The following is a 15,368-nucleotide window of genomic DNA, read 5'->3' on the forward strand; positions in this document are numbered from 1 at the left end:
TCATCTCGCCCGCGCCCGATCGCCACGTAATCGTTTACGTCACGTTCCGCTTCCTTGCCCTTCCGTCGCATCGCCAACGGCAATGCGCACCAAGGCAAACGTTTAACTCGCAGCGCGCGGTACGGGTAATTTATGGTGGTTTATTCAAGGCAAACGATTATCCTGCCTTCCATGGCGTCTAATCAACTAAAGATCGCGGCAATTTATGCAGAAAGTGGCGGGAATGGCGTCTGCACGATAAAACCGGGGCGACGGACGCCCCGGCGAGATTATTGCGCCTGTACCGCAGCGGGATCCATATACATCAATTCCCAGATATGGCCGTCCAGGTCCTGAAAGCCATGGCCGTACATCATGCCGTAGTCGCGTGGCTGATGATAAGTGTTGCCGCCGCCGGCGATCGCCTTGCGCACCAGTTCGTCCACCGCCGCCCGGCTGGGTTGCGACAGGCACACCAGCACCTCGGTGGCCTGTTTGGCGTCGCCGATCGGGTTCGGGGTAAACATCCTGAATTTGTCATGGGTCAGCAGCATCACGTAAATCGTGTCGCTGACCACCATGCACGCGGCGGTATCGTCGGTAAATTGCGGGTTGAAAGCGAACCCCAGGTGGGTGAAAAACGCCATCGAGGCGGGCAGATCGCGTACGGGTAGGTTAACGAAGATTTGCGTAGCCATGGGCTACCTCCGATGAAGAATGACCCCATCGAGTATAGCCCATCCGCTTAACTCAGCAGGTCGTAAGGGCCGCCCTGCTCCAATGCCCGCTGGTAGGCGGGCCGGGCATGAATGCGCTGCAGGAAGCCGCGCAGTTTCGGGCAATTGTCCAACGCGCCGCGCGCCGCCATCGCCTCCAGCGGAAAGCTCATCTGAATATCCGCCGCGCTGAAATCGTTGCCGACAAACCAGCTGCCCTTGTTCAGGTGCTGTTCGAGGTATTCGCAGTGCGGCGCGATCTGTTTGTCGAGGTATTCGCGCTGCACGCCCTTGCCGATCGCGCCGGCCACCGGCCGCAGCAGCCAGGGGATCGGCGGCTGGCCAAGGCGGCTGAACACCAGCTTCATCACCAACAGCGGCATCAGCGATCCTTCGGCGTAGTGCAGCCAATAGCGATACTGCTGGCGCGCGTGGAAGTCGGTCGGCATGAACATGCCCTGCGCGTCATAGGCTTCCTGCAAGTATTCGATGATGGCACCGGATTCCGCCAGCGTCAGATCGCCGTCGACGATCACCGGCGATTTGCCCAGCGGATGGATCTTTTTCAGCGCCGCCGGCGCCAGCAGGGTCTGCGGATCGCGCTCGTAGCGTTGCACCTGATAGGGCACACCCAGCTCTTCCAAAAACCACAGAATGCGCTGCGATCGCGAGTGGTTGAGATGATGAACAATGATCATGACGAAGCCTCTGTCCGCTGCCACACCAGTTCGCCAACCTGCACGCCGTTGCCGAGCTGCAAGGGCACCGTGCGCAACGTCAGCCGATCGCCGCTGAAAGCGTAAAAACGCACCTGACGGCTGCCTACCCAATTGGGGAACGAACAGCCTTCGACCTGATGCACCACCCGCTGTTCGCTTTCCTCCACCTGATAGTGGCCGAAGTAGCAAATCATATTGATGAAGGCGGCGCGGATCTCCCGCTCAGACCCCTGCGCCAAATCGTCGGCGGCGAAACGCGGCCGCACGGCGCTATACAGCTGCGCCGCCATCGTGCCGTTGGCCTCATAGTGGATGCGCCCCAACACCTGCTCGCCCAGCGGGTAATTCAGCTCGCCGTTCTGGTTTTTGAACACCGACGACACCAGCGCCCAGCTGCCGATAAACGCGTTTACCGTCATTACGCTTCTCCGGTTAAAGATCCTCTGTAAAGGGTAGTGGCGATTTTTACCGCGCGCCAGCGGGTGAAAAACAATCAGTTTATTTGACAGAGATACTCAAAACTCTCCGATTTTTTATTCACACCCGGTGCACTATTATTTAACACATCGAGAGGCAACGGGCTCTCACCTAACAAATACTCTGAGGAACACATCATGAAAAACGTCAAAATTTTTGCTACCGCTGCGCTGCTGGCTACCGCTTCTTTCGCTACCTTCGCCGCTGACCTGCCTTCCAGCCAACCCGCTGCAGACGCCCAAAAAATCGGCGTAGTCTCCGTTAGCGGCGCCACCAACCTGAGCGCGCTGGAAAGCGAACTGGCCAGCAAAGCCGCCGCGTCGGGCGCCAGTTCCTACCGCATCGTCGCCGCCGGTGGCCAGAACAAACTGTACGGCACCGCAGAAATCTTCAACTGATCGTCGAACAGCCAACCGACGGAAGAAAGAAGCCCCGCAAGGGGCTTTTCTCGTTGTGGGCAGGCAAAGCTCTTTGTGAACAGTGGCCGCCGGACATTTCACCGATACTGGGAATAACGCCTTACCCTCACCCACTTTGGAGAAATAACATGACCACAGCACATCCTCTGCAAGGCAAAGTCGCATTCGTCCAGGGCGGCTCACGCGGCATCGGCGCCGCCATCGTGAAACGGTTGGCGAGTGAAGGGGCCGCGGTCACCTTTACCTACGCCGCCTCGGCCGATCGCGCCGAAGCGGTGGCAAGCGCCGTTACCGCCGCCGGCGGCAAAGCCCTCGCCATCAGGGCCGACAGCGCCGATGCGGCGGCGCTGCAGCAGGCGGTGCGTCAGGCCGTCAGCCACTTCGGCAACCTGGATATTCTGGTGAACAACGCCGGGGTGTTTACACTGGGCGGCACCGAAGCGCTGGCGCTGGACGATCTGGATCGCATGCTAGCGGTCAACGTGCGCAGCGTGTTCGTCGCCAGCCAGGAAGCGGCGCGCCACATGAATGACGGCGGGCGCATCATCCACATCGGCAGCACCAACGCCGAGCGCGTGCCGTTCGGCGGCGCGGCGGTGTATGCGATGAGCAAATCGGCGCTGATCGGCCTGACCAAAGGCATGGCGCGCGATCTCGGCCCGCGCGGCATCACCGTCAATAACGTGCAGCCCGGCCCGGTAGACACCGAGATGAACCCGGACGCCGGCGAATTCGCCGATCAACTCAAGCAGCTGATGGCGATCGGCCGCTACGGCAAAGATGAAGAGATCGCCAGCTTCGTCGCCTACCTCGCCGGCCCGCAGGCGGGTTACATCACCGGCGCCAGCCTGAGCATAGACGGCGGTTTCTCGGCGTAACGTCCAAGCCCCGTAAGGGGCTTTTTATTTATTCGCCTGTCGCGGAGTGTAAGCCTGAAGGTCGATACATACCCGTTCGCCCCCCCCCCCCCCCGCTATACCCCACCAATACCGCTTGAAAGACAACAATCGAATCAGTTTATGTACAAAAACGGAATAGTTTATTGACGATTCTGTTATTTATTCACCTCACCGTCCCCTTTATCCTTCGCTCCATCGTGTCGTACCGGACACCCTTATTTTTCGAATTGTCGAACACAGGATAAAGATATGAAAACCATGACCACCGTTATTTCACTCGCTCTGTTTTCCATGTTGTCGTTTAACGCCGCAGCAGAAAGCGTTACCGCAACCGGTAGAACGCTGGACTCCACCGAAGCTCTCATCGCTAAAAAAGCGCAAGAGGCCGGTGCAAGCGGCTACAAAATCACCAGCGCCTACATGGGCAATTTCGTCACCATGAGTGCAGAGCTGAAAAAATAATATCAATGACGCCGCTCGCACGGCGTTATTTATTTCCGCATAAGGAAGTCATCGTCGGGTGGTTATTCGCCACGCTTTATAAAGCATTACGCTAAAACACCCGCGTACTAAAAATGAGCCTCTTTCTCCACCGGTTATTATTCGGCGGCCTGACGTCGCCTATGTCCGGACGGTTCATTTTCATTCACTCTGCACTACGTCGTTATAAGGATGAGTCACTGATGAAATCATTGTATCGCCTCTCCCTCTTGCTGCCTTTGCTTGCCACAGTGCCTGCACAGGCCGCAGAGTCCGCCGCTCAGCCGTCAGACTGGTACCCTTCTGTTTACGGTGCAAAAGACGAAATCGGCGCCGCCAACCTGCTCACGCCGGAAGGGGTACTACAGTCCGTGCAACTGGTAAAACAGGGCAAGACATTGTCATTGGCGGTTCCCGTCGATAAAGATTTCCCGGCGTTCCGCCACCGTAGCTTCCGTTTATATAATATTCAGCCTGGTCAGCAGGACGGCAAAACGCTTGGCCCAAATAAATTCACCTTTAATGATGAATTGGTGAATGCCTGGACCGGCGTCGGCACCCAGTTGAACGGTATAGGCCATATCGGCATCGACAACGTTTATTATAACGGCAATAAGGCGGCGGACTTCGTCACCGTAGATGGCGTGAAAAAATTGGGCGTGGAAAAAGTGCCGCCCATGGTCACCCGCGGCGTGGTGCTCGATATGACGGCTTATTATCATAAAGACATCGTTCCGGGCGGCACCGAATTTTCCGTTGCGGATATTCAAGCGGTGCTTAAGAAGCAGGGCATTAGCTTAAGAAAAGGCGACGTTGTTTTATTTAATACCGGTTGGCTGGAGCTGATTGGTAAGGACAATAAAAAATTCCTGGAGGTCGAACCGGGTATCGGCATGGAAGCGGCGAAGTGGCTGGCTGACCAAGGCATCGTGGCCTTTGGCGGTGATACCTGGGCTTCCGAAGTGTACCCTAACCCGAAAAATGACGAAGAGTTCCCGGTCAACCAATACCTGCTGGCCAAGCGCGGCGTCTATAACCTGGAACTGATCGACAGCCGCCCACTGGTGCGCACGAAAACCTGGGAATTCCTGTTCGTGCTGGGGCAACCGCTGTATGTCGGTTCAACGCAGGTCAACATCAACCCGGTAGCAATTTACTGATTGGCGACACCGCCGCAGAAAATCGGCAGCGAGCGCCCACAAAAAACCCCGCCTGAGCGGGGTTTTTTTAGCACTGTCGCCAGGCTTAGAACGGGATATCGTCGTCAAAATCCATTGGCGGTTCGTTGCTGCTGGCCGCCGGAGCGCTGTTCTGCGCCGGACGAGACTGCTGCTGGCCGCCGCTGAACTGGTTGCCGCCCTGTGGCTGCTGAGGCTGGCCCCAACCGCCCTGGCCGCCGGCAGATTGACCTGCCGGTGCGCCGCCGCCCTGACGGCCGCCCAGCATCTGCATGGTACCGCCAACGTTAACCACCACTTCGGTGGTGTATTTTTCCACGCCGGACTGATCGGTCCATTTACGCGTCTGCAGGGAGCCTTCGATGTAGACCTGAGAGCCTTTGCGCAGGTATTCGCCCGCCACTTCGGCCAGTTTGCCGAACAGCACGACGCGGTGCCACTCGGTCTTCTCTTTCTGTTCGCCGGTCGCCTTGTCACGCCAGCTTTCGGAGGTCGCCAGGGTAATGTTGGCCACTGCGCCGCCGTTCGGCATGTAACGGACTTCTGGATCCTGACCCAGATTCCCGACCAGAATTACTTTGTTTACGCCTCTGCTGGCCATGAGCACTTCTCCCGATGATTGATTTCTACACAGTATAAACGCGTCAGTTTACCACGCTGAGTACGAAACCACACCCGTGTTGATAAGTGCGAATTGCATTCCAGAATTGTCTTTTCGATCGACCTTGTTGCATTCTCATACTGGATATTCATTCAGGTTTTTTTGTGTCATAATTATGCGTTTCGACCAGGCTGTGCCGGTTTTTTGCGAGATCCATCACAAAATCCCCCGCAAAAATCGCGACAGGCGCGGTGTATCATCAAGACGGGAAGTGTAAATGGACAATATCGAAGTTCGTGGTGCTCGAACCCATAATCTGAAAAACATCAACCTGATCATCCCGCGTGACAAACTGATCGTCGTCACCGGCCTGTCCGGTTCCGGCAAGTCTTCGCTGGCTTTCGATACGCTGTACGCCGAAGGGCAGCGGCGCTATGTCGAATCACTCTCCGCCTATGCGCGCCAGTTCCTGTCGCTGATGGAAAAGCCGGACGTCGACCATATTGAAGGTCTGTCGCCGGCGATCTCCATCGAGCAGAAATCCACCTCGCACAACCCGCGGTCCACGGTCGGCACCATCACCGAGATCCACGACTACCTGCGCCTGCTGTTCGCCCGCGTAGGCGAGCCACGCTGCCCGGATCACCATGTGCCGCTGGCGGCGCAAACCGTCAGCCAAATGGTCGATAACGTGCTGAGCCAGCCGGAAGGCAAGCGCCTGATGCTGCTGGCGCCGGTAGTGAAAGATCGCAAGGGCGAGCACACCAAAACGCTGGAAAACCTGGCCGCCCAAGGCTATATCCGCGCGCGCATCGACGGTGAAGTGTGCGATCTGTCCGATCCGCCGAAGCTGGAGCTGCAGAAAAAACACACCATCGAAGTGGTGGTCGATCGCTTCAAGGTGCGTGACGACATGGCGCAACGCCTGGCCGAATCGTTCGAAACTGCGCTGGAGCTGTCCGGCGGCACCGCGGTGGTGGCGGACATGGACGACGAAAAAGCGGACGAGCTGCTGTTCTCCGCCAACTTCGCCTGCCCGATCTGCGGCTACAGCATGCGCGAGCTGGAACCGCGCCTGTTTTCCTTCAACAACCCGGCCGGCGCCTGCCCGACCTGCGATGGCCTGGGCGTGCAGCAGTTCTTCGATCCGGATCGCGTGGTGCAAAACCCCGAGCTGTCGCTGGCCGGCGGCGCGATCCGCGGCTGGGATCGCCGCAACTTCTACTATTTCCAGATGCTGCGTTCACTGGCGGAGCACTATGAGTTCGACGTCGAAGCGCCGTTCAACACCCTGAACGCCGACGTACAGAAGGCGGTGCTGAGCGGCTCCGGCAAAGAGTCGATCGAATTCAAATACATCAACGATCGCGGTGACACCACCGTGCGCCGTCATCCGTTCGAAGGCGTGCTGCACAATATGGAGCGCCGCTATAAAGAGACCGAATCCAGCGCGGTGCGCGAAGAGCTGGCGAAGTTCATCAGCAACCGCCCTTGCGCCTCGTGTCACGGCACCCGTCTGCGCGAAGAAGCGCGCAACGTGTTCGTCGAAGACACCACGCTGCCGGAAATCTCCGATCTGAGCATCGGCCATGCGATGACGTTCTTCCAGAACATGAAGCTCAGCGGCCAGCGCGCCAAGATCGCCGAGAAAGTGCTGAAAGAGATCGGCGACCGCCTGAAGTTCCTGGTGAACGTCGGCCTGAACTATCTGTCGCTGTCCCGGTCGGCGGAAACGCTCTCCGGCGGCGAAGCGCAGCGTATCCGCTTGGCCAGCCAGATCGGCGCCGGCCTGGTGGGCGTGATGTACGTGCTGGATGAGCCGTCGATCGGCCTGCACCAGCGCGATAACGAGCGCCTGCTGGAAACGCTGATCCACCTGCGCAACCTCGGCAACACGGTGATCGTGGTGGAGCATGACGAAGACGCCATCCGCGCCGCCGACCACGTGATCGACATCGGCCCCGGCGCCGGCGTGCACGGCGGCCAGGTGGTGGCAGAAGGCACCGTCGACGACATCATGGCGCAGCCGGAATCGCTGACCGGCCAGTTCCTCAGCGGCAAGCGCGAGATCGCCATTCCCGCGCAGCGTGTGCCGGCCGATCCGACCAAAGTGTTGAAGCTGAGCGGCGCGCGCGGCAACAACCTGAAGGACGTGACGCTGACGCTGCCGGTCGGTCTGTTTACCTGCATCACCGGCGTGTCCGGCTCCGGCAAATCGACGCTGATCAACGATACGCTGTTCCCGATCGCCCAGCGCCAGCTTAACGGCGCCACCATCGCCGAGCCGGCGCCGTTCCGCGAAGTGACCGGCCTGGAACATTTCGACAAGGTGATCGACATCGATCAGAGCCCGATCGGCCGTACGCCACGCTCCAACCCGGCCACCTACACCGGTATCTTCACCCCGGTGCGCGAGCTGTTCGCCGGCGTGCCGGAATCGCGCAGCCGCGGTTATACGCCGGGCCGCTTCAGCTTCAACGTCAAGGGTGGGCGCTGTGAAGCCTGCCAGGGCGACGGGGTGATCAAGGTCGAAATGCACTTCCTGCCGGACATCTACGTGCCGTGCGACCAGTGCAAGGGCAAACGCTATAACCGCGAAACGCTCGAAGTGAAGTACAAAGGCAAGAGCATCCACGAAGTGCTGGAGATGACCATCGAAGAAGCGCGTGACTTCTTCGACGCAGTGCCGGCGCTGGCGCGCAAGCTGCAGACCCTGATGGATGTCGGCCTGTCCTACATCCGCCTCGGCCAGTCGGCCACCACGCTCTCCGGCGGGGAGGCGCAGCGCGTCAAGCTGGCGCGCGAGCTGTCGAAACGCGGCACCGGCCAGACGCTGTATATCCTCGACGAACCGACTACCGGCCTGCACTTCGCCGATATCCAACAGCTGTTGGCGGTGCTGCATCAGCTGCGCGATCAGGGCAATACCATCGTGGTCATCGAGCATAACCTGGACGTGATCAAGACCGCCGACTGGATCGTCGATCTGGGGCCGGAAGGCGGCAGCGGCGGCGGCGAGATCCTGGTCGCCGGCACGCCAGAAACCGTGGCCGAGTGTGAAAAATCGCACACCGCGCGCTTCCTGAAACCGCTGTTGAACAAGTAATATCGCCAACGTGCGGGCCGTCGTTCAGGCGACCCGCACGCTGACCCGTTTCATTGCAATCAAACAGAAACGGGCAAGATTTCGACATTTTCAGGCATTTCCCTCCGCACTCACCGCTTTTATCATCAATGTTCCCTCGGCGGCCGCCCTGTCTGATTCAGGCCGCATCTTACCGGCACTCCGCTGCCGGCCAAGCGTTGTCCCCCTACATTGATAACTGGAGCGACCATGAACATTACCCATGCCTATGCCGCGCATGATGCGAAATCTGCGCTGGTGCCTTTCGATTACCCACCGCGCGCCCTGCGCGACCACGATGTGCAAATTCAGGTGTTGTTCTGCGGTGTCTGCCATTCGGACCTGCATCAGGCTCGCAACGAATGGAGCAATACGATTTACCCGGTGGTACCAGGCCATGAAATCGTCGGGCGCGTCAGCGCCGTCGGCGGCCATGTCTCGCGTTACCGGGTCGGCGATCTGGTCGGCGTCGGTTGCATGGTGGATTCCTGCCGCAGCTGTCCGAGCTGCGATGAGGGGTTGGAACAGTATTGCGAGAACGGCTTTACCGGCACCTATAACGGCCAGGATCGTCAGACCGGTGCCGTAACCTACGGCGGCTACTCCACCAATCTGGTGGTAGATCAGGACTTCGTGCTGCGCGTGCCGGAAAATCTCGATCCGGCCGGGGTCGCGCCGCTGCTGTGCGCCGGCATCACCACCTATTCGCCGCTGCGCCAGTGGGGCGCGGGGCCAGGCAAAAAGGTCGGCATCGTCGGCCTCGGCGGGCTGGGGCACATGGGCGTCAAACTGGCGCGGGCGATGGGCGCGCATGTGGTGCTGTTCACCACCTCGCCGTCGAAAATAGAAGACGCCAAGCGCCTCGGCGCCCATGAAGTGGTGATTTCGCGCAACCCGGATGAAATGGCGCAGCACGTTAATAGCTTCGACTTCATCCTCAACACGGTAGCGGCTCAGCACGATCTGAACCCGTTCCTCAACTTACTGCGCCGCGACGGCACCCTAACGCTGGTCGGCGCGCCGGAGCACGATCATCCGTCGCCGCAGGTGTTCAACCTGATCATGAAGCGCCGCCGCATCGCCGGTTCGCTGATCGGCGGCATCGCGGAAACGCAAGAGATGCTGGACTTCTGCGGCCAACACGGCATCACGTCCGATATCGAGCTGATCCCGATGCAGCAAATTAATGAGGCCTATGAGCGCATGCTGAAAAGCGACGTGAAGTACCGCTTCGTGGTGGATATCGACTCGCTGCGAGCCTGATGACAGCGGGCGCCCGGCGGCGCCCGTTTTTTTATAGCTGCTTGATGACCCTGGCCGGGTTGCCGCCCACCACGCAGTTGGCCGGCACGTCTTTGGTCACTACCGCGCCGGAGGCCACGACCGCATTATCGCCGATGGTCACGCCCGGATTGATCACCGCGCGCCCGCCGATCCACACGTTGTCGCCAATCTTGACCGGCTTGCCGAACTCCGCGCCGCCGACGCGGGTCTCGGCGTCCAGCGGATGGGTGGCGGTGTAGATATGCACGCCCGGCGCCAGCAGGCAGTTATCGCCAATATGCACCTCGCACACGTCGAGGATCACGCAGTCGAAATTGGCGTAGAAGCTCTTGCCGAGATAGATGTTATAGCCGTAGTCGCAGCGGAACGTCGGCTCAATGGTGCCGCCCTGATAGCCGCCCAGCAGCTCGTCCAGCCATTGTTTGCGCAGCTCGCCCTCTTCCGGCGAGGAGTGGTTATAGCGATGCGTCAACTGGCGCGCGCGCCGACGTTCGCTGCGCAGCAGGTCATCACCGGCGTCGTACAGCTCCCCGGCGATCATCTTGCGCTTTTCTTCGCTGATGGCCATGTCGGCCTCCTTAATCTTATCCGCGTTTCTTGAATGCCCAAGCGTAGCCGTTTTTTCCTGACGACAAAAAGGGAACGTTCCCAATTTAAAGCCGCGATCACGATTTAACACGAAAAAGCAGGAGAAAAACGGGCGGTGCCGCCGCCCGGCAATCAGGCGCGCAGTTCCTGGCGCACGTGTTCGGGCAGGCCTTCCACCACCAGCTGATAGGAGCTGTCGATCAGCGTATAAAACTGCGAGTTCGGCAGGTTGCCGTCGAGAAACACCGTATTCCAGTGCGCCTTGTTCAGGCCGTCGCAGGCGACGATCTCCGGGTGGTGCTCGCGCAGGCTTTCCGCCAGCTCCGGGCTGGACTTGATTGCCAGCGCCGGCCGCCCTTCGACCTCGCACACCATCGCGAACATCACGTCGCCCACCTTGATCTGGCTGGCCTGCCACTGGTTCTGGTCGCTCTGCTCCGCGCCCGGCTTCGCCATGCAGTACTCCAGCAATGCGCTGTTATTCATTGGGTTATTCCCCCTGTAATGTGGCCACAATACGGCGTGCTCCGCCGTGGATGCGGTGCTCCCCCAGCCAGATGCCCTGCCATGTGCCCAACATCAGCCGCCCGTGCCTGACGGGCAGCGTCAAGGAAGCGCCCAGCAGCGAGGATTTGATGTGCGCCGGCATGTCGTCCGGCCCTTCGTAGTCATGTTGATAGGGTGCGTTTTCCGGCACCTGGCGCAGGAAATGCTGCTCCATATCGGCTCGCACCGTGGGATCGCAGTTCTCGTTGAGCGTCAGCGAGGCCGAGGTATGCTGCAGCAACAGATGCAGCAGGCCGGTTTGCAGGCGGTGTAAGTGGGTTAACTGGTTGACGATCTCGTCGGTAACCAGATGAAAGCCACGCGCTTTTGCGCTGAGGATTAGCGTTTGCTGATGCCACATGAGTGAGCGCCCCTCAATCAGTATATTCTCTCTCCGGTTTGCGGCAACTTCGGCGGCGCACCGGCAATAAAAAAGGAGCGATATCGCTATCGCTCCCCGATGAACGTCCGTTCAGACTAACAGGCGTTACTGCACCGCGGCAAACGCCTCGGCCACCTGACGCACATTGTTGTGGTTCAGGCCGGCCACGCACATGCGGCCGCTGTGGATCAGGTAGACGCCAAACTCTTCACGCAGGCGATCGACCTGCGCCGCGCTGAAGCCGGTGTAGCTGAACATGCCGCGCTGAGCCAGCAGGTAATCGAAATTGCGCTGCGGCAGCGCGCTCTTCAGGGTGTCCACCAGCGCGTGACGCATCTCGAGAATGCGGGTGCGCATGCTCTCCACTTCGTCCAGCCACTGGGTTTTCAGCTGGGCGTCGTTCAGCACCTTAGCCACCAGCTGCGCGCCGAAGTTCGGCGGGCTCGAGTAGTTGCGGCGCACGGTGGCCTTCAGCTGGCCCAGCACGCGCCCGGCCGCCTCTTCGCTTTCGCACACCACCGACAGGCCGCCGACGCGCTCGCCGTACAGCGAGAAGATCTTCGAGAACGAGTTGCTCACCAGGCACGGCAGGCCGGCCGCCGCGATGGCGCGAATGGCGTAGGCGTCTTGCTCCATGCCGCCGCCGAAGCCCTGATAGGCGATATCAAGGAACGGAATGATTTCACGATCGGCGATCACCTTGACCACCTCATCCCACTGGGCGGGGGTCAGGTCGGAACCGGTCGGGTTGTGGCAGCACGGATGCAGCAGCGCGATGCTGTGCTTCGGCAGCTGTTTCAGCGCAGCCAGCATGGCGTCGAACTTCACGCCCAGGCTTTCGCTGTCGAAATACGGATAGGTATTCACTTTGAAACCGGCGCCGCTGAAGATGGCGACGTGGTTTTCCCAGGTCGGATCGCTGACCCACACCTGCGAATCCGGGAAGTAGCTTTTCAGGAAGTCGGCGCCCACTTTCAACGCGCCGGAACCACCAACGGTCTGAATGGTGGCGATGCGCCCCTGCTGCAGCATCGGATGCTGCGCGCCGAACAGCAGCTGCTGGATGGCGGAGCGATAGGGTTGCAGCCCTTCCATCGGCAGGTATACCGAGGCGCCGTGCTCGACGCTGTTCAACTGCGCTTCCGCCGCGGCGACCGCCCGCATCTGGGGGATGATGCCCTGCGCATCGTAGTACAGGCCGATACTCAGGTTCACCTTGTGCGCGCGCGGGTCTTGTTTGAATTTTTCCATCAGCGACAGAATGGGATCGCCGGCATAGGCGTCAACGTTCTGGAACACGGGGTTTTTCTCCTGGTTTATTTATTGTGGTTTAGGCACAGCGTTACGTTCCTAATATAGACGGAAAAGCGCATTCGGTTTCAGCTTTCTCGCGTCACCGGCAACAAACCGTTTTCCTTGATGCGATTGAGCACCACCGCCGTTTTGATATGCGCCACGCTTTTGTGCGGCGACAGCGTCTGGCTGATGAATTCGCTCAGCGCCGGCAGGTCAGCCACCGCCACTTTCAGCAGGTAATCGGCGTCGCCGGTGGTCTTGTAAGCGTCAAGGATCGCGTCCACGTCCTCCAGCATCTGATGAAAGCTGTCGATTTGCTCCTGCGCGTGCGTGATCAGGCTGACTTCAATCAGCCCCACCAGCCCCAGGCCGACCGCCTCCGGCGCCAGCCGCGCGTGGTAGCCGCGGATCAGCTGCGCCTGCTCCAGGCTGATGCGCCGCCGCGAACATTGGGAGGCCGAGAGCCCGACCAGCTCGCTCAGCTCCTGATTGGTCAGACGGCCGTTGGCCTGTAACAGCGTCAGGATTTTCATATCAAAATCGTCAATGTTGTACATAGCCACCTGTAAACTGTGTTAATAAATGTTGACGTTACAGCCTACCAGTTTTTTTACCGTTGCCGACGTCACACCCTGGCGCTTGAATCGCGTACAGCAGCAACGCCCGGCGTTTTCGCCGGTAAGCGGCATAAAAAACGGCTAACTCATGCAGACAAACGACAATTAACGGCGAAGTAACGCATAAAACCACGAATGTATAAAAAGGACGCCAGATGAAAAAGCTACTCCCCCTCGCGCTGCTGCTCGCCGCCGGCAGCGCCAGCGCGCAATCCCACCTGGACAAAGTGCTGCAGCAAAAGACCCTGGAGGTCTGCACCACCGGCGACTACAAGCCCTATACCTTCCTCAAGGAAGACGGCAGCTATGAAGGCATCGACATCGACATGGCGCAATCGCTGGCCAAGAGCCTGGGCGCCAACGTGAAGTGGGTGAAAACCAGCTGGAAAACCCTGACGCCGGACTTCGCCTCCGGCAAGTGCGACATCGCGATGGGCGGCATCTCCGTCACGCTGGAGCGGCAAAAACAGGTGTTCTTCGCTGACAAGCTGGATACCGACGGCAAAATCCCGCTGGTGCGCTGCACCGACGTGAAGAAATACCGCACTATCGAACAGATCAACAAGCCGTCGGTGCGTCTGTTGGAACCGGCGGGCGGCACCAACGAAGCCTTCGTGCACGCCTATCTGCCGAAGGCCAAACTGACGCTGACGCAAGACAACATGAGCATTTTCCAGCAGTTGGTGGATCGCAAGGCGGACGTGATGATCACCGACGCTTCCGAGGCGCTGTACCAGCAGAAGCGCTATCCGAAGCTGTGCGCGGTGAATCCGACCAAACCGATGCAGTACGGCGAGAAGGCTTACATGCTGCCGCGCGACGATCTGAGCTGGAAACTGTATGTGGATCAGTGGCTGCACCTGGCCAAGGCGACCGGCGAGTATCAGAAGGTTATCGACAAGTGGTTGGCGGTAAAGAAGTAACCCGCTGAGAAACGGGGCCGACGCGCGTCGGCCCCTGCGGCGCATCAGTCGCCGATGTATTCCATCGCCACACGCTGCGTGAGCTTGGTGATCAGTTCGTAAGCGCTGATGCCGGTGCAGGCGGCGATGCGTTCGACCGGCAGCGCCTGGCCCCACAGCACCGCTTCATCCCCCACCTTATCGGCGGCATCCGGCCCGAGATCGACCGAAATCATGTCCATCGACACCCGGCCTACAATCGGCACTTCGCGGCCGTTGATCAGGATCGGCGTGCCGGTCGGCGCGCTGCGCGGATAACCGTCGCCGTATCCCATCGCCACCACGCCCAGCCGGGTATCGCGCGGGCTGACCCAGGTGCCGCCGTAGCCGACCGCTTCGCCGGCCTTGTGCTCGCGCACCGCGATCAGGCTGGATTTCAGGGTCATCGCCGGCTGCAGACCATGCTCGGCGCCGCTGCCGTTATCCAGCGGCGACACGCCGTACAGAATGATGCCGGGGCGCACCCACTCATTGTGGGCATCCGGCCACAGCAGCGTGCCACCGGAGGCGGCGACCGAGCGCTGGCCCGGTTTACCGCGCGCGAACTGCTCAAAGCAGGCGATCTGTTTCAACGTGGTGTCGGACTCCGGTTCATCGGCGCGGCTGAAGTGGCTCATGATATTGACCGGCTGCGCCACGTTGCGGCAGGCGCACAGGCGCTGATAAAACGCCTCCGCGTGTTCGGGGCGCACCCCCAGCCGATGCATGCCGGTATCGAGCTTCATCCACACCGGCACCGGGCGCGCCAGCTCGGCCTGCTCCAGCGCTTCGAGCTGTTCGATGCAGTGCACCGCGGTTTCGATGTTGTTCGCCACCAGCACCGGCAGATCTTCGGCACTGAAGAAGCCTTCCAGCAGCAGGATCGGTTTGACGATGCCGCCGGAACGCAGCATCAGCGCCTCGTCGATGCGCGCCACGCCGTAGCAGTCGGCGTCTTGCAGGGTGTGTGCTGTTTCCAGCAGGCCATGTCCATAAGCGTTTGCTTTCACAACGGCAATCAGGCGGCTTTGTGGCGCCTGGCGGCGCACCTGTTGCAGATTATGTCGCAGAGCGCGGCGGTCGATTACAGCGGTTGCCGCTTTCATTTCAGTTCCTTAGCTG

17 protein-coding genes are annotated in these 15,368 nt (G+C 59.9%); 7 read left to right on the forward strand and 10 right to left on the reverse strand.

Annotation, left to right across the window (positions count from 1 at the left end; translation table 11 throughout):
* Window positions 1-269 precede the first annotated feature (269 nt).
* Genes ACJ8HA_RS22465 through ACJ8HA_RS22475 form a run of 3 tightly spaced genes read right to left on the reverse strand, consistent with a single transcriptional unit; the run spans window position 270 to window position 1,833 of the window.
* A complete protein-coding gene (locus ACJ8HA_RS22465; RefSeq protein ID WP_025304432.1) occupies window positions 270-677 on the reverse strand; it encodes a VOC family protein in 408 nt (135 codons plus the stop codon).
* Window positions 678-724: 47 nt separating this feature from the next.
* The gene (locus ACJ8HA_RS22470) at window positions 725-1,393 is read right to left on the reverse strand and encodes a glutathione S-transferase family protein (protein WP_025304433.1); all 669 of its coding nucleotides are present in this window, start codon (window positions 1,391-1,393) and stop codon (window positions 725-727) included.
* Window positions 1,390-1,833, reverse strand: coding sequence for a lipocalin-like domain-containing protein (locus ACJ8HA_RS22475; RefSeq protein WP_025304434.1), 444 nt, complete (start codon window positions 1,831-1,833; stop codon window positions 1,390-1,392). The genes ACJ8HA_RS22470 and ACJ8HA_RS22475 overlap by 4 nt, the downstream gene beginning before the upstream one ends.
* A gap of 195 nt (window positions 1,834-2,028) precedes the next feature.
* Here ACJ8HA_RS22475 and bhsA point away from each other — a divergent pair, with 195 nt between their 5' ends.
* The 4 genes from bhsA to ACJ8HA_RS22495 all read left to right on the forward strand — a co-directional run bounded on the left by bhsA (window position 2,029) and on the right by ACJ8HA_RS22495 (window position 4,849).
* Complete coding sequence (gene bhsA, locus ACJ8HA_RS22480; protein ID WP_025304435.1) at window positions 2,029-2,289, forward strand: multiple stress resistance protein BhsA; 261 nt, start codon at window positions 2,029-2,031, stop codon at window positions 2,287-2,289.
* A gap of 149 nt (window positions 2,290-2,438) precedes the next feature.
* On the forward strand, window positions 2,439-3,188 hold the full coding sequence (locus ACJ8HA_RS22485) for a 3-oxoacyl-ACP reductase family protein (RefSeq protein WP_273830760.1): 750 nt from the start codon (window positions 2,439-2,441) through the stop codon (window positions 3,186-3,188).
* Between the two features lie 270 nt (window positions 3,189-3,458).
* Entirely contained in the window at window positions 3,459-3,671 is a 213-nt protein-coding gene (locus ACJ8HA_RS22490) for a DUF1471 domain-containing protein (protein WP_004936800.1), read from the forward strand.
* Between the two features lie 113 nt (window positions 3,672-3,784).
* Window positions 3,785-4,849, forward strand: a complete 1,065-nt coding sequence (locus tag ACJ8HA_RS22495) for a cyclase family protein (protein ID WP_237651423.1) — start codon at window positions 3,785-3,787, stop codon at window positions 4,847-4,849.
* An 85-nt stretch (window positions 4,850-4,934) separates the two neighbouring features.
* On the opposite strand, the gene ssb1 is transcribed toward ACJ8HA_RS22495, so the two are convergent.
* On the reverse strand, window positions 4,935-5,468 hold the full coding sequence (ssb1, locus tag ACJ8HA_RS22500; protein WP_063988542.1) for a single-stranded DNA-binding protein SSB1: 534 nt from the start codon (window positions 5,466-5,468) through the stop codon (window positions 4,935-4,937).
* A 277-nt stretch (window positions 5,469-5,745) separates the two neighbouring features.
* Between ssb1 and uvrA the strand changes: the two genes are divergently transcribed.
* Entirely contained in the window at window positions 5,746-8,574 is a 2,829-nt protein-coding gene (gene uvrA / locus ACJ8HA_RS22505) for an excinuclease ABC subunit UvrA (RefSeq protein WP_240275320.1), read from the forward strand.
* 228 nt (window positions 8,575-8,802) lie between these two features.
* Entirely contained in the window at window positions 8,803-9,855 is a 1,053-nt protein-coding gene (locus ACJ8HA_RS22510) for an NAD(P)-dependent alcohol dehydrogenase (RefSeq protein WP_043139692.1), read from the forward strand.
* A gap of 31 nt (window positions 9,856-9,886) precedes the next feature.
* On the opposite strand, the gene maa is transcribed toward ACJ8HA_RS22510, so the two are convergent.
* The 5 genes from maa to ACJ8HA_RS22535 all read right to left on the reverse strand — a co-directional run bounded on the left by maa (window position 9,887) and on the right by ACJ8HA_RS22535 (window position 13,245).
* Complete coding sequence (gene maa / locus ACJ8HA_RS22515) at window positions 9,887-10,444, reverse strand: maltose O-acetyltransferase (protein WP_049204328.1); 558 nt, start codon at window positions 10,442-10,444, stop codon at window positions 9,887-9,889.
* A gap of 152 nt (window positions 10,445-10,596) precedes the next feature.
* Window positions 10,597-10,950: an MmcQ/YjbR family DNA-binding protein gene (locus tag ACJ8HA_RS22520; RefSeq protein ID WP_025304442.1), complete on the reverse strand. Its 354-nt coding sequence runs from the start codon at window positions 10,948-10,950 to the stop codon at window positions 10,597-10,599.
* A 4-nt stretch (window positions 10,951-10,954) separates the two neighbouring features.
* The gene (locus ACJ8HA_RS22525; protein ID WP_004936779.1) at window positions 10,955-11,371 is read right to left on the reverse strand and encodes a secondary thiamine-phosphate synthase enzyme YjbQ; all 417 of its coding nucleotides are present in this window, start codon (window positions 11,369-11,371) and stop codon (window positions 10,955-10,957) included.
* Between the two features lie 126 nt (window positions 11,372-11,497).
* Entirely contained in the window at window positions 11,498-12,691 is a 1,194-nt protein-coding gene (locus tag ACJ8HA_RS22530) for an amino acid aminotransferase (RefSeq protein ID WP_025304443.1), read from the reverse strand.
* Between the two features lie 80 nt (window positions 12,692-12,771).
* A complete protein-coding gene (locus ACJ8HA_RS22535) occupies window positions 12,772-13,245 on the reverse strand; it encodes an Lrp/AsnC family transcriptional regulator (RefSeq protein ID WP_025304444.1) in 474 nt (157 codons plus the stop codon).
* A gap of 215 nt (window positions 13,246-13,460) precedes the next feature.
* Here ACJ8HA_RS22535 and ACJ8HA_RS22540 point away from each other — a divergent pair, with 215 nt between their 5' ends.
* The gene (locus ACJ8HA_RS22540; protein WP_442515525.1) at window positions 13,461-14,228 is read left to right on the forward strand and encodes a transporter substrate-binding domain-containing protein; all 768 of its coding nucleotides are present in this window, start codon (window positions 13,461-13,463) and stop codon (window positions 14,226-14,228) included.
* A gap of 44 nt (window positions 14,229-14,272) precedes the next feature.
* Here ACJ8HA_RS22540 and alr read toward each other — a convergent pair whose 3' ends face one another.
* Window positions 14,273-15,352 (reverse strand): alanine racemase, encoded by a 1,080-nt coding sequence (alr, locus tag ACJ8HA_RS22545; RefSeq protein ID WP_049204323.1) that lies wholly within the window; start codon window positions 15,350-15,352, stop codon window positions 14,273-14,275.
* Window positions 15,353-15,368 lie beyond the last annotated feature (16 nt).

Source organism: Serratia sp. CY33802, assembly GCF_052169095.1.
Taxonomy (GTDB): Bacteria; Pseudomonadota; Gammaproteobacteria; order Enterobacterales; family Enterobacteriaceae; genus Serratia; species Serratia bockelmannii.